General features: G+C 75.1%; 12 protein-coding genes. 7 read left to right on the forward strand and 5 right to left on the reverse strand.

Annotation, left to right across the window (positions count from 1 at the left end; translation table 11 throughout):
- The first annotated feature begins 94 nt into the window (after positions 1 to 94).
- Together ACFY07_RS15260 and ACFY07_RS15265 are read left to right on the forward strand one after the other, a co-directional pair.
- On the forward strand, positions 95 to 2,203 hold the full coding sequence (locus ACFY07_RS15260; protein WP_390869076.1) for a thioredoxin domain-containing protein: 2,109 nt from the start codon (positions 95 to 97) through the stop codon (positions 2,201 to 2,203).
- A gap of 153 nt (positions 2,204 to 2,356) precedes the next feature.
- The gene (locus tag ACFY07_RS15265) at positions 2,357 to 3,217 is read left to right on the forward strand and encodes a GNAT family N-acetyltransferase (RefSeq protein ID WP_390869077.1); all 861 of its coding nucleotides are present in this window, start codon (positions 2,357 to 2,359) and stop codon (positions 3,215 to 3,217) included.
- Between the two features lie 583 nt (positions 3,218 to 3,800).
- On the opposite strand, the gene ACFY07_RS15270 is transcribed toward ACFY07_RS15265, so the two are convergent.
- Entirely contained in the window at positions 3,801 to 4,598 is a 798-nt protein-coding gene (locus ACFY07_RS15270; protein ID WP_390869078.1) for a hemolysin III family protein, read from the reverse strand.
- Positions 4,599 to 4,872: 274 nt separating this feature from the next.
- Between ACFY07_RS15270 and ACFY07_RS15275 the strand changes: the two genes are divergently transcribed.
- A complete protein-coding gene (locus tag ACFY07_RS15275) occupies positions 4,873 to 6,690 on the forward strand; it encodes a phosphoenolpyruvate carboxykinase (GTP) (RefSeq protein ID WP_390869079.1) in 1,818 nt (605 codons plus the stop codon).
- Positions 6,691 to 6,853: 163 nt separating this feature from the next.
- Here ACFY07_RS15275 and ACFY07_RS15280 read toward each other — a convergent pair whose 3' ends face one another.
- Positions 6,854 to 7,363, reverse strand: coding sequence for a hypothetical protein (locus ACFY07_RS15280; protein WP_390869080.1), 510 nt, complete (start codon positions 7,361 to 7,363; stop codon positions 6,854 to 6,856).
- Between the two features lie 182 nt (positions 7,364 to 7,545).
- The gene (locus ACFY07_RS15285) at positions 7,546 to 8,760 is read right to left on the reverse strand and encodes a pyridoxal phosphate-dependent aminotransferase (protein WP_390869081.1); all 1,215 of its coding nucleotides are present in this window, start codon (positions 8,758 to 8,760) and stop codon (positions 7,546 to 7,548) included.
- Between the two features lie 324 nt (positions 8,761 to 9,084).
- Here ACFY07_RS15285 and ACFY07_RS15290 point away from each other — a divergent pair, with 324 nt between their 5' ends.
- A complete protein-coding gene (locus ACFY07_RS15290; RefSeq protein ID WP_390869082.1) occupies positions 9,085 to 9,705 on the forward strand; it encodes a prepilin peptidase in 621 nt (206 codons plus the stop codon).
- Positions 9,706 to 9,822: 117 nt separating this feature from the next.
- Here ACFY07_RS15290 and ACFY07_RS15295 read toward each other — a convergent pair whose 3' ends face one another.
- Both ACFY07_RS15295 and mgrA read right to left on the reverse strand, forming a co-directional pair.
- Positions 9,823 to 11,412 (reverse strand): chitinase, encoded by a 1,590-nt coding sequence (locus tag ACFY07_RS15295; RefSeq protein WP_390869083.1) that lies wholly within the window; start codon positions 11,410 to 11,412, stop codon positions 9,823 to 9,825.
- A gap of 291 nt (positions 11,413 to 11,703) precedes the next feature.
- Positions 11,704 to 12,744: an L-glyceraldehyde 3-phosphate reductase gene (gene mgrA, locus ACFY07_RS15300; protein ID WP_230747071.1), complete on the reverse strand. Its 1,041-nt coding sequence runs from the start codon at positions 12,742 to 12,744 to the stop codon at positions 11,704 to 11,706.
- A gap of 137 nt (positions 12,745 to 12,881) precedes the next feature.
- On the opposite strand from mgrA, the gene ACFY07_RS15305 reads away from it, so the two are divergent.
- From ACFY07_RS15305 to ACFY07_RS15315, 3 genes are all read left to right on the forward strand, one after another.
- Entirely contained in the window at positions 12,882 to 13,673 is a 792-nt protein-coding gene (locus tag ACFY07_RS15305) for an isoprenyl transferase (protein WP_390869084.1), read from the forward strand.
- Between the two features lie 368 nt (positions 13,674 to 14,041).
- Positions 14,042 to 15,361 (forward strand): PhoH family protein, encoded by a 1,320-nt coding sequence (locus tag ACFY07_RS15310; RefSeq protein ID WP_230747076.1) that lies wholly within the window; start codon positions 14,042 to 14,044, stop codon positions 15,359 to 15,361.
- Positions 15,362 to 15,970: 609 nt separating this feature from the next.
- A complete protein-coding gene (locus tag ACFY07_RS15315; protein ID WP_390869085.1) occupies positions 15,971 to 16,666 on the forward strand; it encodes a transglycosylase SLT domain-containing protein in 696 nt (231 codons plus the stop codon).
- Positions 16,667 to 16,994: the final 328 nt, after the last annotated feature.

The following is a 16,994-nucleotide window of genomic DNA, read 5'->3' on the forward strand; positions in this document are numbered from 1 at the left end:
CCCGGGGCCCTCAGCCATGTCCGCCGCCGCCCGCCCGCGCCGGGCGGGGGGCGTCCTCCCCGCACCGGGCGGGCGGATGGGCGAGGATGGTCGCATGCCGAACCGCCTCGCCGACGCCACCTCCCCGTACCTGCTCCAGCACGCCGGCAACCCCGTCGACTGGTGGCCCTGGTCGGCGGAGGCGTTCGACGAGGCCCGGCGGCGCGGCGTGCCCGTGCTGCTCAGCGTCGGGTACGCCGCCTGCCACTGGTGCCACGTGATGGCCCACGAGTCCTTCGAGGACGAGGCCGTGGCCGCCTACCTCAACGAGCACTTCGTCGCCGTCAAGGTCGACCGCGAGGAGCGCCCCGACGTCGACGCCGTCTACATGGAGGCCGTGCAGGCCGCCACCGGCCAGGGCGGCTGGCCGATGACGGTCTTCCTCACCCCCGACGCGGAGCCCTTCTACTTCGGCACCTACTTCCCGCCCGGCCCCCGCCACGGCATGCCCTCCTTCGGCCAGGTGCTCCAGGGCGTCGCCGCCGCCTGGCAGGAACGCCGCGAGGAGGTCGGCGAGGTCGCCGGCCGCATCGCCGCCGACCTGGCCGAGCGGACCTCCGGCTTCGGCGCCGCCGGGCACGCGGCCCCCGGCGAGGACGGCCTCCACCAGGCGCTGCTGGGCCTGGCCCGCCACTTCGACGGCAGGCACGGGGGCTTCGGCGGCGCGCCGAAGTTCCCGCCGTCGATGGTGCTGGAGTTCCTGCTGCGCCACCACGCCCGCACCGGCTCGGACGCTGCCCTGGAGATGGCCGAGCGCACCTGCGACGCGATGGCCCGCGGCGGCATCCACGACCAGCTCGGCGGCGGGTTCGCCCGGTACGCCGTGGACGCCGCCTGGGTGGTGCCGCACTTCGAGAAGATGCTCTACGACAACGCGCTGCTGCTCCGCGCCTACCTGCACCTGTGGCGGGCCACCGGCTCCCCGCAGGCCCGCCGGACCGCCCTGGACACCGCCGCGTTCCTGCTGGCGGAGCTGCGCACCCCCGAGGGCGGCTTCGCCTCCGCCCTGGACGCCGACAGCCCCGACCCGGCCACCGGCGAGCCCGCCGAGGGCGCCTACTACGTCTGGACGCCCGCCCAGCTCGCCGCCGAGCTCGGCGAGGAGGACGGCCGCCGCGCCGCCGCGCTCTTCGCCGTCACCGAGGAGGGCACCTTCGAGCACGGCGCCTCCGTCCTGCAGCTGCCCGAGGACCCGGACGACCTGCCCTGGTACGAGTCGGTCCGCGCCCGCCTGCTGGCGGCCCGCGCCCGCCGCACCCCGCCCGCCCGCGACGACAAGGTCGTCGCCGCCTGGAACGGCCTGGCGGTCGCGGCCCTCGCCGAGGCCGGCGCCCTGCTGGAGCGCCCGGACCTGCTGGAGGCCGCCCTCGCCGCCGCCGACCTGCTGCTCTCCGTGCACCTCACCCCCGAGGGGCGCCTGCTGCGCACCTCCCGCGACGGCCGGCCCGGCCCGAACGCCGGGGTGCTGGAGGACTACGCGGACGTCGCCGAGGGGTTCCTCGCCCTGCACGCGGTCACCGGCGGCCCCGAGTGGCTGCAGCTGGCGGGCGGCCTGCTGGACACCGTCCTCGTCCACTTCGCGGACCCGGACACCGGGGCGCTGTACGACACCGCGGACGACGCCGAGCAGCTCATCCGCCGTCCCCAGGACCCCACCGACAACGCCGCGCCCTCCGGCTGGACCGCCGCCGCCGCGGCCCTGCTGTCCTACGCCGCCCACACCGGCTCCGAGCGCCACCGCACCGCCGCCGAGCGGGCGCTGGGCGTCGTCGGGGCGCTGGCCTCGCGCGCCCCGCGGTTCATCGGCTGGGGGCTCGCGGCGGCGGAGGCGCACGCCGACGGGCCGCGCGAGATCGCGGTGGTGGGGCCGGCCGGCGACGACGCCACCGCCCTGCTCCACCGCACCGCCCTGCTCGCCACCGCGCCCGGGGCCGTCGTCACGGTCGGTGCGCCGGGCGGTACGGAGCCGGACGGCACGGAACCGGACGGCGGGGACACGGGCGGCGGGGAGGCGGACGGGACCGGCGGCGAGGTGCCGCTGCTGCGCGGCCGGCCGCTGCTCGGCGGACGCCCGGCGGCCTACGTCTGCCGCCGCTTCACCTGCGACGCCCCGACCGCCGACGCGGCCGAGCTCGCGGCCGCCGTCGGGGCCCGCGTGCAGTAGTGTCCCGGGGCCCGCGCGGCCGCGGCCCCCGGGAACGGCCCCGGCCCGGGGCGCCCGCGTGCCCGGGCGCCCGCGTGCCGGGGTGTCCGGGCGGCGGGGCGCCGTCCGCGAACCGCTCGCGCCCCGGCCGTCCGGTCCCCCAGGATGTCCGCCATGGGCTGGCGGCTGACCGACGACGTGGAGGAGTTCCTGGGCGAGGCGGGCGGCTTCCTGGCCGCCCACCCGGCGGAGAACTCCGTGCTCCTCACCGTGACCGACGCCGTGCGCGGCCGCGGGCCGCAGGCGTTCGGCGGCGGGCGGCCCCGGTACGGCTGGTGGCGTGCCGGGCCGGGGGAGGAGGTCGCCGGGGCCTGCCTGCGGACGCCGCCCTTCCCGCTGGTGCTCGGACGGATGCCCGCGGCCGCCGCCGCCGGGCTCGCGCCCGCCCTCGCGGTGAGCGACGGGGACCTCCCCGGGGCCGGCGGGGACCGCCCGGCCGCGGAGGCGTTCGCCGCCGCATGGCGGGACGCGACCGGGGCCGCGGTCTCCGTGCGGCGCGAGGAGCTCCTGCACCGCCTCGCCGCCCTCGCCGCCCCGGACCCCGCGCCGTCCGGCGCCGCCCGGGAGGCCCGCCCGGACGACCGCGACCTGGTCGTCGGCTGGTTCGAGGAGTTCAGCCGCGAGACGGGTGAGCGGCTGCGGGACTTCACGGCCGACGTCGAGGCCCGCATCGCGCGCGGCGGGGTCGTGCTGTGGGAGGACGCCGGATGTCCGGGCTCGATGGCCTGCGTGAGCGCGGAGGCCGCCGGGACGGTGCGGATCGGCCCCGTCCACACCCCGCCGGGGCTGCGCCGCCGCGGCTACGCGGCGGGCGCCACCCACGCCGTCGCCGCCCGCGCCCTGGCGCAGGGCGTCCGCGAGGTGCTGCTCATCACCGACCTGGCCAACCCCACCAGCAACGCCCTCTACCGCCGGCTGGGCTTCCGGCCGGTCGCCGACCGCCTGGTCCTGGCGTTCGGCCCCGGGGACGCGTGACGCCCGGGCCGTGCGGCGGCGCCCGGCGGGGCGCGGCGCCCTGCCCGGGGCGGCGGCGGGCCCTCCGCCGCCGGGGCCCCGGGGCCGCCCTGGCGGGAGCGTCCGGTGTGCCGCGCCGTGCAGTCCTCCATGCCGAATTGCCCGGAAGTTGACGTCCTGTTCGCCTCCCCGCATCTCCGCACTGTCACCGTGGGTAGGTAGGGTGTCCCGGTCCGGTCACCTTCGGTCGGCTGAGGGAGAAGGTGTGGACGGTCGGATCCTGGGCGGAGCGGCGGCGGTCGGCGCGGCCGGCGTGGTCGTGGGCGCCTACCTGCTCGGCGGGCGGCTGCTGGTGCTGGCCGTGGCCGGGGCGGGCGCGGGCTGGGCGATGGGGTCCGTGGCCCGGACCTGGTCGCAGCGGCTGCGGTGGCGTACGGGCCCGGCCGGGCGCGGGCCGGCCGCGGGGGCGCCCCGGCGCGGAGCCGCGGCGGGTGACCACTGCGAGCGCTGCCGCCGCGCACGGGAGGCGCGCGAGGCCCGCGGGGGTCCGGCCCCGGGTGCCGCGCCCGGGGCCGGACCCCCGCGGGCCGGCCTTCCGCTCCTGTCAGCGGCCCGCCGAGTACGCCACCATCGACACGCCCACGTACTGCACGATGAAGGCGGCCAGGGTGAACGAGTGGAAGACCTCATGGAAGCCGAACCAGCGCGGTGACGGGTTCGGGCGCTTGAGGCCGTAGATCACGCCGCCGGCGCTGTAGAGCAGGCCGCCGACCACGATCAGGGTGAGCACGGTGGCGCCGCCGTGGTGCAGGAAGTCCGGCAGGAAGAAGACCGCGGCCCAGCCCAGCGCCAGGTAGCAGGGCGTGTACAGCCAGCGCGGGGCCCCCACCCAGAAGACCCGGAAGCCGATCCCGGCGAGTGCGCCCGCCCACACCAGCCACAGCAGCACCCGCTGCCGCCCGCCGTCCACCAGGAGCAGGGTGAAGGGCGTGTAGGTCCCTGCGATTATCAGGAAGATGTTGGCGTGGTCGAGCCGGCGCAGCACCGCCTCGCCGCGCGGGCCCCAGGTGAAGCGGTGGTAGACCGCGCTCACGCCGAAGAGCAGCCACGCCGAGACCGAGTACACGGTGCAGGCGACGCGGGCCTGGGGGGAGCCGGCGAGGCAGATCAGCACGATGCCGGCCGCCACCGAGGCGGGGAACATGCCCGCGTGCAGCCAGCCGCGCAGTCTGGGTTTCACGGGGCGCACCGCCTCGGCCACGTGGTCGGCCACGCGGTCGGCGGCGCGTTCGAGGGAGGCCAGGGGGCCGTCGGGCGTGCCGGAGCCGGTGCCGCCGGGCGTCCGCGCCGGTGCGGGAGCGGGTGCGGTCTTCGCGTGGTCCGGGATGTCCTCCGCAGTCATGGCCACATGCTACCTACGCACCCGTAGGTTACCGAGGGGTATGACGTGGCGCTCGTCACTCGGTCGGGCGCGCATGAGTGCAACCAGTGCGCCCTTGTGCCTTCGATGCGACGGATTTTCCGGTTCGTCGCCCGTTTGATCACTGGAAAGTCACGGAAGAAGCCCCTTCGACGTGAGGGGCGCTATGTCGTTAAAAGCCCCACGGGGATACCCTGCCGACAACCCTCAACCCCGACGCCGGCTCAAGGACGAACCGGCGTGAAACGGAGCGATCGTGTCGTACGAGAACTCTGCCCTCGGCAACTCCGCCCCCACCAAGCACAAACGACTTCTGGCCTGGGTGAACGAGATCGCGGAGCTCACCCAGCCCGACCGCGTCGAGTGGTGCGACGGCTCGGAGGAGGAGTACCAGCGGCTGTGCGAGCTGCTGGTCGAGAAGGGCACCTTCACCCGGCTCAACCCGGAGAAGCGCCCCAACTCCTACTACGCCGCCTCTGACCCCAGCGACGTCGCCCGCGTCGAGGACCGCACGTTCATCTGCTCCGAGAAGGAGGAGGACGCGGGCCCGACCAACCACTGGAAGCACCCCGACGAGATGCGCGGCATCTTCGCCGACGTCTTCCGGGGCTCCATGCGCGGCCGCACCATGTACGTCGTGCCCTTCTCCATGGGCCCGGTCGGCTCCCCGCTGGCCGCCTACGGCGTCGAGATCACCGACTCCGCCTACGTCGCCGTCTCGATGCGCGTCATGACCCGCATGGGCCGCGCCGTGCTCGACCACCTCGGCGAGGACGGCGACTTCGTCCGCGCCGTCCACAGCGTCGGCGCCCCGCTGGAGCCCGGCCAGGACGACGTCGCGTGGCCCTGCAACACCACCAAGTACATCTCGCACTTCCCGGAGACCCGCGAGATCTGGTCCTTCGGCTCCGGCTACGGCGGCAACGCCCTCCTCGGCAAGAAGTGCTACGCGCTGCGGATCGCCTCGACCATGGCCCGCGACGAGGGCTGGCTGGCCGAGCACATGCTCGTGCTCAAGCTCACCCCGCCGACCGGCGCCCCGAAGTACGTCGCGGCGGCCTTCCCGTCCGCGTGCGGCAAGACCAACCTCGCCATGCTCCAGCCGACCATCCCGGGCTGGAAGGTCGAGACCATCGGTGACGACATCGCCTGGATGCGCTTCGGCGAGGACGGCACGCTGCGGGCCATCAACCCCGAGGCGGGCTTCTTCGGCGTCGCCCCCGGCACCGGCACGGCCACCAACGCCAACGCCATCGACACCCTGTGGGGCAACACCGTCTTCACCAACGTCGCGCTGACCGACGACGGCGACGTCTGGTGGGAGGGCCTCACCGACGAGCCCCCGGCGCACCTCACCGACTGGCGCGGCAACGACTGGACGCCGGAGAGCGGCAACCCCGCCGCCCACCCCAACGCCCGGTTCGCCGTCCCGGCCGCGCAGTGCCCGACCATCGCCCCCGAGTGGGAGGACCCGGCCGGCGTCCCGATCTCGGCCATCCTCTTCGGCGGCCGCCGGGCGAGCGCCGTCCCGCTGGTCACCGAGTCCTTCGACTGGCAGCACGGCGTCTTCCTGGGCGCCAACGTCGCCAGCGAGAAGACCGCGGCGGCCGAGGGCACCGTGGGCGAGCTGCGCCGCGACCCGTTCGCGATGCTGCCGTTCTGCGGCTACAACATGGGCGACTACTTCGGCCACTGGATCAAGCTGGGCAAGCAGGCCGACCCGGCCGGGCTGCCGAAGATCTACTACGTGAACTGGTTCCGCAAGAACGCCGACGGCAAGTTCGTCTGGCCGGGCTTCGGCGAGAACAGCCGCGTGCTCAAGTGGATCGTCGAGCGCCTGGAGGGCACCGTCGAGGGCGTGGAGACCCCGATCGGCATCCTGCCGACCGAGGACACCCTCGACCTCAAGGGCCTGGACCTCACCCAGGACGACATCGAGCTGCTGCTCTCCGTCGACCGCGAGATCTGGAAGCAGGAGGCCGCGCTCATCCCGGAGCACCTGGAGCTCTTCGGGGACCACACCCCGCGCGAGCTGTGGGACGAGTACGAGAAGCTCGTCGAGCGCCTGGGCTGACGGGCCCTCGGCAGCACTCCACCGCACGGCCGGAGCCCCGGCCAGGCGATCGCCCCGACCACCGATCGCCTGGACCGGGACTCCGGCCGTCGGCGTTCCCGGGCCCGGTGCCGCGCCCGGTCCCCGGTGCGGCCGGGCCGGGGCGCGGCCGGGCCGCCGCGGTTCAGGCCGCGGGGGCGGTGCCCGGGGCGCGGCGGGCGGCGTCGTGGGCGTCCATGCGGAGGCAGGCGAGCATGGCGGTGGCCGTGTCCTGCTGCGCGGCGGCCACGACGAGGACCCGGCCGGCCAGGGCGTGGGCCCGGGCGTGCAGGGCGGCGAGGCCGCGCCCGGCCGGGGCGGGCGCGGGGGAGGGGCGGCCGCCGGGCGGCGGCCCGCCCGCGGGGGCGAGCTCCGCGATCCGTGCCGCGATACGCCGGGCGGCGTCGTCCAGGTCGGCGCGGTGCGCGGCGAGCGCCGGGTCGGCCGCGCCGCCGGCGGCGTCGGTGGCGCGCCGCAGGTCGGTGGTGGCGTCGAGCAGGGCGCCGAGGTGCCGGGCGAGCTGCTGCCGCAGGTGGGCGGGCCGGGCGGACGGCGCCGGCACGCGGTCGCTGCTGTTGTGGCGGACGGCGTGCGGGTGCGCGGGGGCGGGTTCCCGGAGCGTGTGCACGGACCTGTGCCGTATCGGCTCGTACATGGGCGCTCCCTGCGGTGAGGTCATCCGGAACTGGACTTGGACCAAGTCTAAATCCGGAGCGGCCGGGACGCGGGGGCGGCCCGCCCGGGCCGGAGCGGCGGTTCGGGCCGCGGGACGGCACGTGCCGCGGAAGGGGAGCGGAAGGGGGCGAGGGGCGGGGCCGGGAGTGCCGCGGCGGCCAGTCAGGGCTGCGCGTAGCCCTGCAGGAAGTCGCCGATCCGGGTCACCGCGTCGGTGACGTCCTCCGGCCGCGGCAGGGTCACCAGCCGGAAGTGGTCGGGCTCGGGCCAGTTGAAGCCGGTGCCCTGCACCACCAGGATGTGCTGGGACCGCAGCAGGTCCAGCACCATCTGGGCGTCGTCCTTCACCTTGTGGACCTTGGGGTCCAGCCGCGGGAACGCGTACAGCGCGCCCTTCGGCTTGACGCAGCTGACCCCGGGGATGTCGTTGAGCAGCCGCCACGCCGCGTCCCGCGACTCCAGCAGCCGCCCGCCGGGCAGGACCAGGTCCTTGATCGACTGCCGGCCGCCGAGCGCCGCCGCCACCGCGTGCTGGGCCGGCATGTTGGCGCACAGCCGCATGTTGGCCAGGACCGACAGCCCCTCGATGTAGCTGGAGGCGTGCTCCTTGGGGCCGGACAGCGCCATCCACCCCGAGCGGAAGCCCGCCACCCGGTACGCCTTCGACAGGCCGTTGAAGGTGACGCAGAGCAGGTCCGGGGCGAGCGAGGCGGTGGGGGTGTGGGTGGTGCCGTCGTAGAGGATCTTGTCGTAGATCTCGTCCGAGTAGACCAGCAGCCGGTGCCGCCGGGCGATCTCCACCAGGCCCTCCAGCACCTCCACGGGGTAGACCGCGCCGGTCGGGTTGTTCGGGTTGATCACCACGATCGCCCGGGTGCGGTCGGTGACCTTCGCCTCGATGTCGGCCAGGTCCGGGTACCAGTCCGCCTGCTCGTCGCAGCGGTAGTGCACCGCCGTGCCGCCGGCCAGGCTCACCGACGCCGTCCACAGCGGGTAGTCCGGCGCCGGGACCAGCACCTCGTCGCCGTCGTCCAGCAGGGCCTGCATCGACATCTGGATCAGCTCGGAGACGCCGTTGCCCAGGTAGACGTCGTCCACGGTGAGGCCGTGCAGCCCGCGCTCCTCGTAGTGCATGACCACGGCGCGGCGGGCGGCGAGCAGGCCCTTGGAGTCGCCGTAGCCGTGGGCCGTGGCGAGGTTCCGGAGGATGTCCTGCAGGATCTCCGGGGGCGCCTCGAAGCCGAAGGTCGCCGGGTTCCCGGTGTTGAGCTTCAGGACGCGGTGGCCCTCGTCCTCCAGCCGCATGGCCTCGTCGAGCACCGGCCCGCGGATGTCGTAGCAGACATTGGCGAGTTTGCTGGACTGGATCACCTGCATGCCGGCCACTCTACGGGTCGGCCCCGCCCGCCGCCCCGTGTTGTCCGCCACGCGAATCAAAACCCGCCCGCACGCCCACGGCGCTTCCCGCCGCCCGCGCGCCCCCTGTGCCCGGCCGTCCCCGGGTGCCGCCGGAGGGGCCGCGTCCGGGAGCGGCGCCGCCTAGACTCGCGCGCGGCGGCCCGCGCCCGCCCGCCGCCGGGCCCGGACGCGGAGGACCGCGCACCGGGAGGCCGCACAGCCGGGCCCGCGCAGCCGGGCCCGCACGGCCGGGCCCGTCCGCAGAGCCCGCACAGCCGGGCCCGTCCACAGGGGGAGGACGCCGTGCCGCATCCGGACACCGCCGGCGCACTGGCCGGGGCAGCGCTCGGACTGGCCGCCGGGCCCTGGCTGCGCGCCGCCGCCGCCCGCCACACCGGCGCTCCCCGGCTGCCCGCCGTGCAGGCCGCCGCCGCGGCCGCCCTGGCCCTGCTCGGCGCCGCCGTCGGCCTCGCGCCCGTCGCGGCCCCGCTCTGCTGGGCGGCGCTGCTCGGGGTGCCCCTCGCCTTCGTGGACGCCGCCGAGCACCGGCTCCCCGACGCGCTGACCCTCCCCGCCTTCGCCGGCACCGCGGTCCTGCTCGTCGCCGCGGCCCTCGGCTCGGGGCGGCCCGGCGTCCTGCCGCGCTGCCTGCTCGCCGCCCTCGCCCTGGGCGCGCTCTACGGCGCGACGGCGCTGGTCGCCCCGATGGGCCTCGGCGACGCCAAGCTCGCCCCCACGCTCGGCGCGCTGCTCGGCTGGTACGGGTGGGGCGCCGTCCTCGCGGGCGTCTTCGCGGGCTTCCTGCTCGCCGGGCTCCACGGCGCGGTGCTGCTCGCCACCGGCCGGGCCCGCGGCGCCGACCCGCTGCCCTTCGGCCCGTTCATGCTGGGGGGCGCCCTGGCGGCGGTGCTGCTGGCGGCCTGAGCCGCTCCGGCGCCGCCCCCCGGAGAGCCGGGTCCCGGAGAGCCGGGTCCCGGTCCCGGACGTGCGGCGGCCCCGGCGCGTGCGGTGCGCCGGGGCCGACCGCCGTGGGGCCGCCGTCTACGGCAGGGCGTGGACGTGGGCGCCCACCGTGTCCGAGAAGGCGTTGCCGTTCGCCGCGTCCCAGTTGGCCGACCAGGCCATCGCGCCCCTGATGCCGGGCCACTTCGCCGGCGGCACGAAGGAGCCGCAGTGCTCGCCGGCCGTCAGGCAGTCCAGGGCGTCGTCCACCACGGACGGCTGCACGTAGCCGCTGCCCGCCGCGCTCGCGGAGGCGGGGACGCCGATGCCGATCTGGGAGGGGTCGAGGCCCCCCTGGACCTGGGTGCAGACCTGGGAGGTGATGAAGTCGACCGTGCCCTGGGGGTGGACCCTGCCGTCGCAGCCGTTCATCGGACCCGAGTTGTAGAACTGGGTGTTGACGACGGTCAGGACGTCCTTCACCGCCAGCGCCAGCCGGAAGTAGGCGCTGTCGGTGCTGTCCATCCCGAGGGTCTCGGGCGCCATGGTGAGCACGAAGCCCGGTCCGGCCTCGGACGCCAGGGTGTGCAGCGCCTGGGCCATGGACGTGGCGTCGACGCCGTTCTCCAGGTCGATGTCGATCCCGTCGAAGCCGTACTGCCGCATCAGCGCGTACGCGCTGTCGGCGAAGTTCGCCGCCGCGGCGGAGTCGGTGACCGGGACGGCGCCGTTCTGCCCGCCGACCGAGAGCACGACCTTCTTGCCGGCCGCGTGCTTCGCGGCGATGTCGGCCTTGAAGTCGTCGTCCGTGTAGCCGCCCAGCTTCGAGGAGAGCGCCGGGTCGAGGGCGAAGGTGATGCCGCCGGGCCGGGACGGGTCGGCGTCGGCGAAGGCGACGGCGACGATGTCGTACGCGTCCTGGACGTCGCGGAGCCGCTGCACCGCCGCGCCGTTGTCGAAGTCCTGCCAGTAGCCGGTCACGAGGTGCCCCGGCAGGCCGCCGGACGGGGGCTGCGAGGCCGACGGCGGCGGGGCGGAGGCGGGGGACTGCGAGGCCGGCGACGGGGAGGTCGCGGGCTGCGAGGCCGGCGACGCGGACGGCTGCGCCGTGGGGGACTGCGAGGGCTGCGCGGCCGGGGACGCCGGCGGGGAGGGGCTCGCCGCGCCGCCGGGGCCGGTCAGCACGACGTCGTCCGCGCCGAAGGCGCCCTGCGCGTACCAGCCGTGCACGTAGACGGTGACGCTGGTGGTGGAGGCGCCGGTGCGGAAGGTGGTGCTCAGCTGGCTCCAGGACGACGAGGTCGTCCAGGTGGAGACGTCGGTGGTCCCGTTCCCCTTCGTCCCCAGGTACACGAAGGGGCCCTGCACCCAGGCGCTCAGCGTGTAGGCGGTGTTCGGCCGCACGGACACCTTCTGCTGGCACTGCCCGGTGTCGGTGGCGCTCGGCGTGGACTTCAGGGCGTACGTGCCCGCGTGCACGGACGCCGTGGTGACGGACGCCTTCCCGGAGCAGGTCCAGTTCGCCTCGGAGCCGGCCTCGAAACCGCCGTTGACGACCTGGTTGCCGTCGGCAGCGCTGGCACCGCCCGGTGCGAGGGCCGTCGCGGCCGCGGCCGCGGCGAGTGCGGCGGCGCCGGCGGCGAGGGCTCCGACGGCGCGCCTGCGCCGTCTGTGGGCAGCACGTCCCATGGATGCGGGTCTCCTTGCGTGCGGGCGGCCGCCGCGACCGGGGGAGGACGCGAGGGCCCGGTGGGGAGGAAGGGAAGGGGGCGCGGCGCGACCCGTCCCGTGCACCCGGGGCGCGCCGGAACCGCGCCCCACACCGTGGGCTGGACCCCTACCGGGCGTCAAGGCCGGTGCATCCCCTTACGGCTCCCTTAAGGAAGGCATCAGGAAGGCTGAAGGCCCGCCCCCGCCGGCCGCGGTGACGGGCCTTCCTGCAGTGCCCCGGGGAGCGCTCCCCGGTCCCCGGGCGCCCTCTCAGGCCTCCGTGGAGCGCGCCCAGAGGTTGAGGTCCGCGTCGGTGGCGTACCGGTCGATCTCCGCCAGCTCCTCGTCGGTCAGGCGCGGCCCGTGGACCGCCGCCACGTTCGCCTCCAGCTGGGCCACCGACGAGGCGCCGATCAGCGCCGAGGTCACCCGCTCGTCGCGCAGCAGCCAGGTCAGCGCCAGCTGGGCCAGCGTCTGGCCGCGGCGCTCCGCGATGCCGTTGAGGGCGCGCAGCTTGCCCAGCGTCTCCTCGGTGAGGGAGGACGGGTCCAGCGACTTGCCCTGGGTCGCGCGGGAGCCCTCGGGGACGCCGCGCAGGTACTTGTCGGTGAGCAGCCCCTGCGCCAGCGGCGCGAAGCCGATGCAGCCGGCGCCCGCCTCCTCCAGCACGTCCAGCAGGCCGTCCTCCTCCAGCCAGCGGTTGAGCATGGAGTAGGAGGGCTGGTGGATCAGCAGCGGCACGCCCAGGTCGGCGAGGATCGCCGCGGCCTCGCGGGTCCGCTCCGCGTTGTAGGAGGAGATGCCGACGTACAGCGCCTTGCCCTGCTGCACCGCGGAGGCCAGGGCGCCCATGGTCTCCTCCAGGGGCGTCTCCGGGTCGAAGCGGTGCGAGTAGAAGATGTCGACGTGGTCCAGGCCCATGCGGGTCAGCGACTGGTCGAGGCTGGACAGCAGGTACTTGCGCGAGCCCCACTCGCCGTACGGGCCGGGCCACATGTCGTACCCGGCCTTGGTGGAGATCACCAGCTCGTCGCGGTACGGGCGGAAGTCGGCGGCGAGGTGGCGGCCGAAGTTCGCCTCGGCCGAGCCGTAGGGCGGGCCGTAGTTGTTCGCCAGGTCGAAGTGGGTGACGCCCAGATCGAAGGCGCGGCGCAGGATGGCGCGCTGGGTCTCCATCGGCCGGTCGTCGCCGAAGTTGTGCCACAGGCCGAGCGAGACGGCCGGCAGCTTCAGCCCGCTCCGGCCGGTGCGGCGGTACTCCATGCGGCCGTCGTAGCGGTCCTCGGCGGCCCGGTGGGGGGAAGGGATCATCAGGTCGGGGCCTTTCGAGTTTGTTGTTCGTGTAAACAATAACGGCCCCGGGCCGCCCGTCCACCAGGGGGTTTCGTCTGCGTACGGCCGACCGGAGTACCCTGCTCGCGGGCAAGCGCACGGAGGGGCTGAGCACCATGGGTCTGCGGGACCTGGTCTATCGCACGCCGGGTCTGCGGAACCTGGTCTACGGGGTGTACGGGCGCCGCGTCGAGGCGCACCTCGACCCTGCCCGGACGCCGCGGCACGTGGGCGTCATGCTCGACGGCAACCGCCGCTGGGCCCGGGCCGCCGGCATCAGCACGGCCGACGGGCACCGCCGGGGCGCCGACAAGATCCAGGAGTTCCTGGGCTGGTGCGACGAGACCGGCGTCGAGGTCGTCACCCTCTGGCTGCTCTCCACCGACAACCTCGGCCGCCCGGCCGAGGAGCTGGTCCCGCTGCTGGGGATCATCGAGGACGCGGTGCGGGGCATGGCGGAGGCCCGCCGCTGGCGCGTGCACCCGGTGGGCGCCCTCGACCTGCTCCCGGAGAGCACCTCCCGGGTCCTCAAGGACGCCGAGCAGGCCACCCACGGCGTGGACGGCATCCTCGTCAACGTCGCCGTCGGCTACGGCGGCCGGCACGAGATCGCCGACGCGGTGCGGTCGCTGCTCCAGGAGCACGCGGCCCTCGGCACCTCCCTCGACGACCTGGCCGACACCCTCGACACCGAGTCCATCGCCGCCCACCTCTACACCCGCGGCCAGCCCGACCCCGACCTGGTGATCCGCACCTCGGGCGAGCAGCGGCTGTCGGGCTTCCTCCTCTGGCAGAGCGCCCACAGCGAGTTCTACTTCTGCGAGGCGTACTGGCCGGCGTTCCGGAAGGTGGACTTCCTGCGGGCGCTGCGGGACTACGCGGTGCGCAACCGGCGCTTCGGGGGCTGAGGCCCCCGCCCGCCCTCCTCGCCCGCCCCGCCCGTCCTCCTCGGCGGCAGGCCCTCCCCGGCGGCAGGCCCTTCCCGTCCGGCGCGGCGGGCGGGCGCCGCCCGGGCGAACGCCGTGTGAACGGGACCGGACGGGACCGCCCGCAGGGCACCCGGTCCTCCCGCTCCCGCCGCAACGGGTGCGGAAAGAGTCCGATACCCCCCTCCCACAAGGGCAAACGCCCCCGGCGGATGATCCGTCAGTTGCCCTTCGGCCGCATGCACCGGCCACCGCGAGGGAATACTCCCGCCAGACCGGGACCTCGCCCATCGGGGCCGCGGGGACCGGTGAGCCGCGGATGACGAAGGGTCATCCGCCCGGGAGGCCTTGTGGTCAGTTCCAAGAGCCGCCGGACGCACGACCGGCGCACGTACGTTCTCGACACCAGCGTGCTCCTGGCCGACCCGATGGCCATGACCCGTTTCGAGGAGCACGAGGTCGTGCTCCCGGTGGTCGTGGTCACCGAGCTCGAGGCCAAGCGGCACCACCCGGAGCTGGGCTACTTCGCCCGCCAGGCGCTGCGGCTCCTGGACGACTACCGGGTCCGGTTCGGGCGGCTGGACGAGCCGATCCCGGTCGGCGAGATCGGCGGCACCATCAGGGTGGAGCTCAACCACTCCGACCCCTCCGTGCTCCCGGCCGGCTACCGGCTCGGCGACAGCGACACCCGCATCCTCGCGGTCGCCCGCAACCTCCAGGCCGAGGGGTACGACGTCACCGTCGTCTCCAAGGACCTGCCGATGCGCATCAAGGCGAGCTCGGTCGGCCTCCTCGCGGAGGAGTACCGGGCGGAGCTGGCCATCACCTCCGGCTGGACCGGCATGTCCGAGCTCCAGGTCTCCGGCGAGGAGGTGGACGCGCTCTTCGCCCAGGACGGGGTGGACATCGAGCAGGCCCGCGACCTGCCCGTGCACACCGGCCTGGTGCTGACCTCCGAGCGCGGGCGCGCGCTGGGGCGGGTCGCCGGGGACGGCCGGGTGCGGCTGGTCCGCGGCGACCGGGAGGCGTTCGGACTGCGCGGCCGCAGCGCCGAGCAGCGGGTCGCCCTCGACCTGCTGCTCGACCCCGAGGTGGGCATCGTGTCGATGGGCGGGCGGGCCGGCACCGGCAAGTCCGCGCTGGCGCTCTGCGCGGGGCTGGAAGCCGTGCTCGAGCGCCGGCAGCACCGCAAGGTGATGGTGTTCCGGCCGCTGTACGCGGTCGGCGGCCAGGAGCTCGGCTACCTGCCGGGCAGCGAGGCCGAGAAGATGAGCCCCTGGGCGCAGGCGGTCTTCGACACCCTCTCGGCGGTGACCACCGCGGACGTCATCGAGGAGGTCGTCGGGCGCGGGATGCTGGAGGTGCTGCCGCTGACCCACATCCGGGGCCGGTCGCTGCACGACGCGTTCGTGATCGTCGACGAGGCGCAGTCGCTGGAGCGGAACGTGCTGCTCACGGTCCTCTCCCGGATCGGCCAGGGCTCCCGGGTGGTGCTGACCCACGACGTGGCCCAGCGCGACAACCTGAGGGTGGGCCGGTACGACGGGGTGGTCGCGGTGGTGGAGAAGCTGAAGGGGCACCCGCTCTTCGCCCACATCACGCTGACCCGTTCGGAGCGGTCGCCGATCGCGGCCCTCGTCACCGAGATGCTGGAGGACGTGCAGCCGTAGCAGCCGTAGCGGCCCCGGCGGCCGCGGCGCCAAAAAGGACAGAAAAGAATAATTGGCGTCAAAAGGGGTCGGGCCTTCGCCCGGCCCCTTCCTCCTTTCCGCGCCCCTTCCGCTCCCCTTCCCGGCCGCCGCCCCTTTCGTCCGCTTTCCGGCCCCGCCGGTCGGCGTCCCCGGCGGCGCGGGGTCCGCCCCGTCGCGCCCCCGGCGCGCCCCCAACTCCCCTGCTCCGCCCGGCGGAGGGCCCGAAAGATTAACGCCGCCTCAAGGCCTGCGGGGGGAGAACCCCGAAGTCCCAGGTGGATGAGGCGTGTGAATTTCGACACGCAACCGGGAATTGCGTGGACACGTCTCCGTCGGGCATGGTGTGGGTTCTGTCAGGCCCCGCGTACGGCGTGACAAGCCGCCTCCGGGCGGCGGCGTCGCCACTTCACGGTGACGGTGTGTGCGAACAACTGAAGACCGGTGAAGCCGTACGCCGCCCGAGATCCACGTCCCGTCCCACCGGGGCAGCGGGCCAGCGCCTCCCGTGACCGGCACCGGTGGAGGCCAGCGACAGGGGCTAGGTCGCGTCCGCACGGTCACGCGCGGTCGATGCTGGAAGGAAACCATGTGACTCGGATCTCGGTCCGGGGAGTCGCCGTGGCCTCCGCCACCGCCGTCACCGCAGTCGGTGCCGTCGTGGGCGTTGCGTCGGGCAGCGAGGGCAAGACCACGCAGACGGTCGATGTCGCCGGCGCCACCCTGCTCGCGGACATCCCCTCCGGCGCCCAGGCGCAGACCATCAGCGACAACATCGGCCGACAGGCCGACGCACAGGCCAGCGCCGCCGACGCCGCCGCCAAGAAGGCCGCCGAGGAGGCGGCCCGCAAGCGCGTCGCCGAGGTCGCCAAGGCCAAGGCGGAGGCCGAGCGGAAGGCCAAGGCCGCCGCCGAGGCGGAGGCCAAGCGCAAGGCCGAGGCCGCCAGCCGCGCCAAGGCGCGCGCGCTCCTCGCCGCGCCCGTCGTCGACGTGTCCCCCGGATCGGTCCAGGCGCTGGCCCGCTCCATCATCGGCAACGACACACAGTTCCAGTGCTTCTCGAACATCGTGGAGCGCGAGAGCGGCTGGAACTACCAGGCCACCAACGCCAGCTCCGGCGCCTACGGCCTCGTCCAGGCGCTGCCCGGCTCCAAGATGGCCTCGGCCGGCGCGGACTGGCGCACCAACCCCGCCACCCAGATCAAGTGGGGCCTGAACTACATGAACTCCCGGTACGGCAGCCCCTGCGGCGCCTGGAGCTTCTGGCAGGCGCACAACTGGTACTGAGCCGGACGGCACCGGGCGACCGGTTCCGGGAGGGGCCCACCCGTCCCGGCGCCGCCCCCCGCGCGCCCCGGCCCCGTGCAGCACGGCCGGCCGACGCCCCCGACCCTCCCGGGTCGGGGGCGTCCCCGTCCGCACGGCCGCCGCCGCGGCTGCCGGAAGGGGTCGCCCCGCCGGCGGACCGCCCGGGCGGGGTGTGTGCGGCCCGCCCGCACCGGCTCCCGTTCCCGGGCCCGGTGCGCCGGAAACCGCCGTGATCGCCGTCTTTGACCCGGAATCATCTCCGACTCCCCGGACCCTCCCGCGTCCTGCACGAATTGGACACCCGGAC

It is taken from the genome of Streptomyces sp. NPDC001380 (assembly GCF_042895785.1).
Lineage (GTDB): Bacteria > Actinomycetota > Actinomycetes > Streptomycetales > Streptomycetaceae > Peterkaempfera.

Bases quoted from the DNA above. Each gene is read 5' to 3' on its own strand.
- ACFY07_RS15270 (WP_390869078.1), bottom strand. From the start codon at position 4,598: ATGACTGCGGAGGACATCCCGGACCACGCGAAGACCGCACCCGCTCCC.
- ACFY07_RS15295 (WP_390869083.1), bottom strand. From the start codon at position 11,412: ATGGGACGTGCTGCCCACAGACGGCGCAGGCGCGCCGTCGGAGCCCTC.
- ACFY07_RS15260 (WP_390869076.1), top strand. From the start codon at position 95: ATGCCGAACCGCCTCGCCGACGCCACCTCCCCGTACCTGCTCCAGCAC.
- ACFY07_RS15285 (WP_390869081.1), bottom strand. From the start codon at position 8,760: ATGCAGGTGATCCAGTCCAGCAAACTCGCCAATGTCTGCTACGACATC.
- mgrA (WP_230747071.1), bottom strand. From the start codon at position 12,744: ATGATCCCTTCCCCCCACCGGGCCGCCGAGGACCGCTACGACGGCCGC.
- ACFY07_RS15305 (WP_390869084.1), top strand. From the start codon at position 12,882: ATGGGTCTGCGGGACCTGGTCTATCGCACGCCGGGTCTGCGGAACCTG.
- ACFY07_RS15280 (WP_390869080.1), bottom strand. From the start codon at position 7,363: ATGTACGAGCCGATACGGCACAGGTCCGTGCACACGCTCCGGGAACCC.
- ACFY07_RS15265 (WP_390869077.1), top strand. From the start codon at position 2,357: ATGGGCTGGCGGCTGACCGACGACGTGGAGGAGTTCCTGGGCGAGGCG.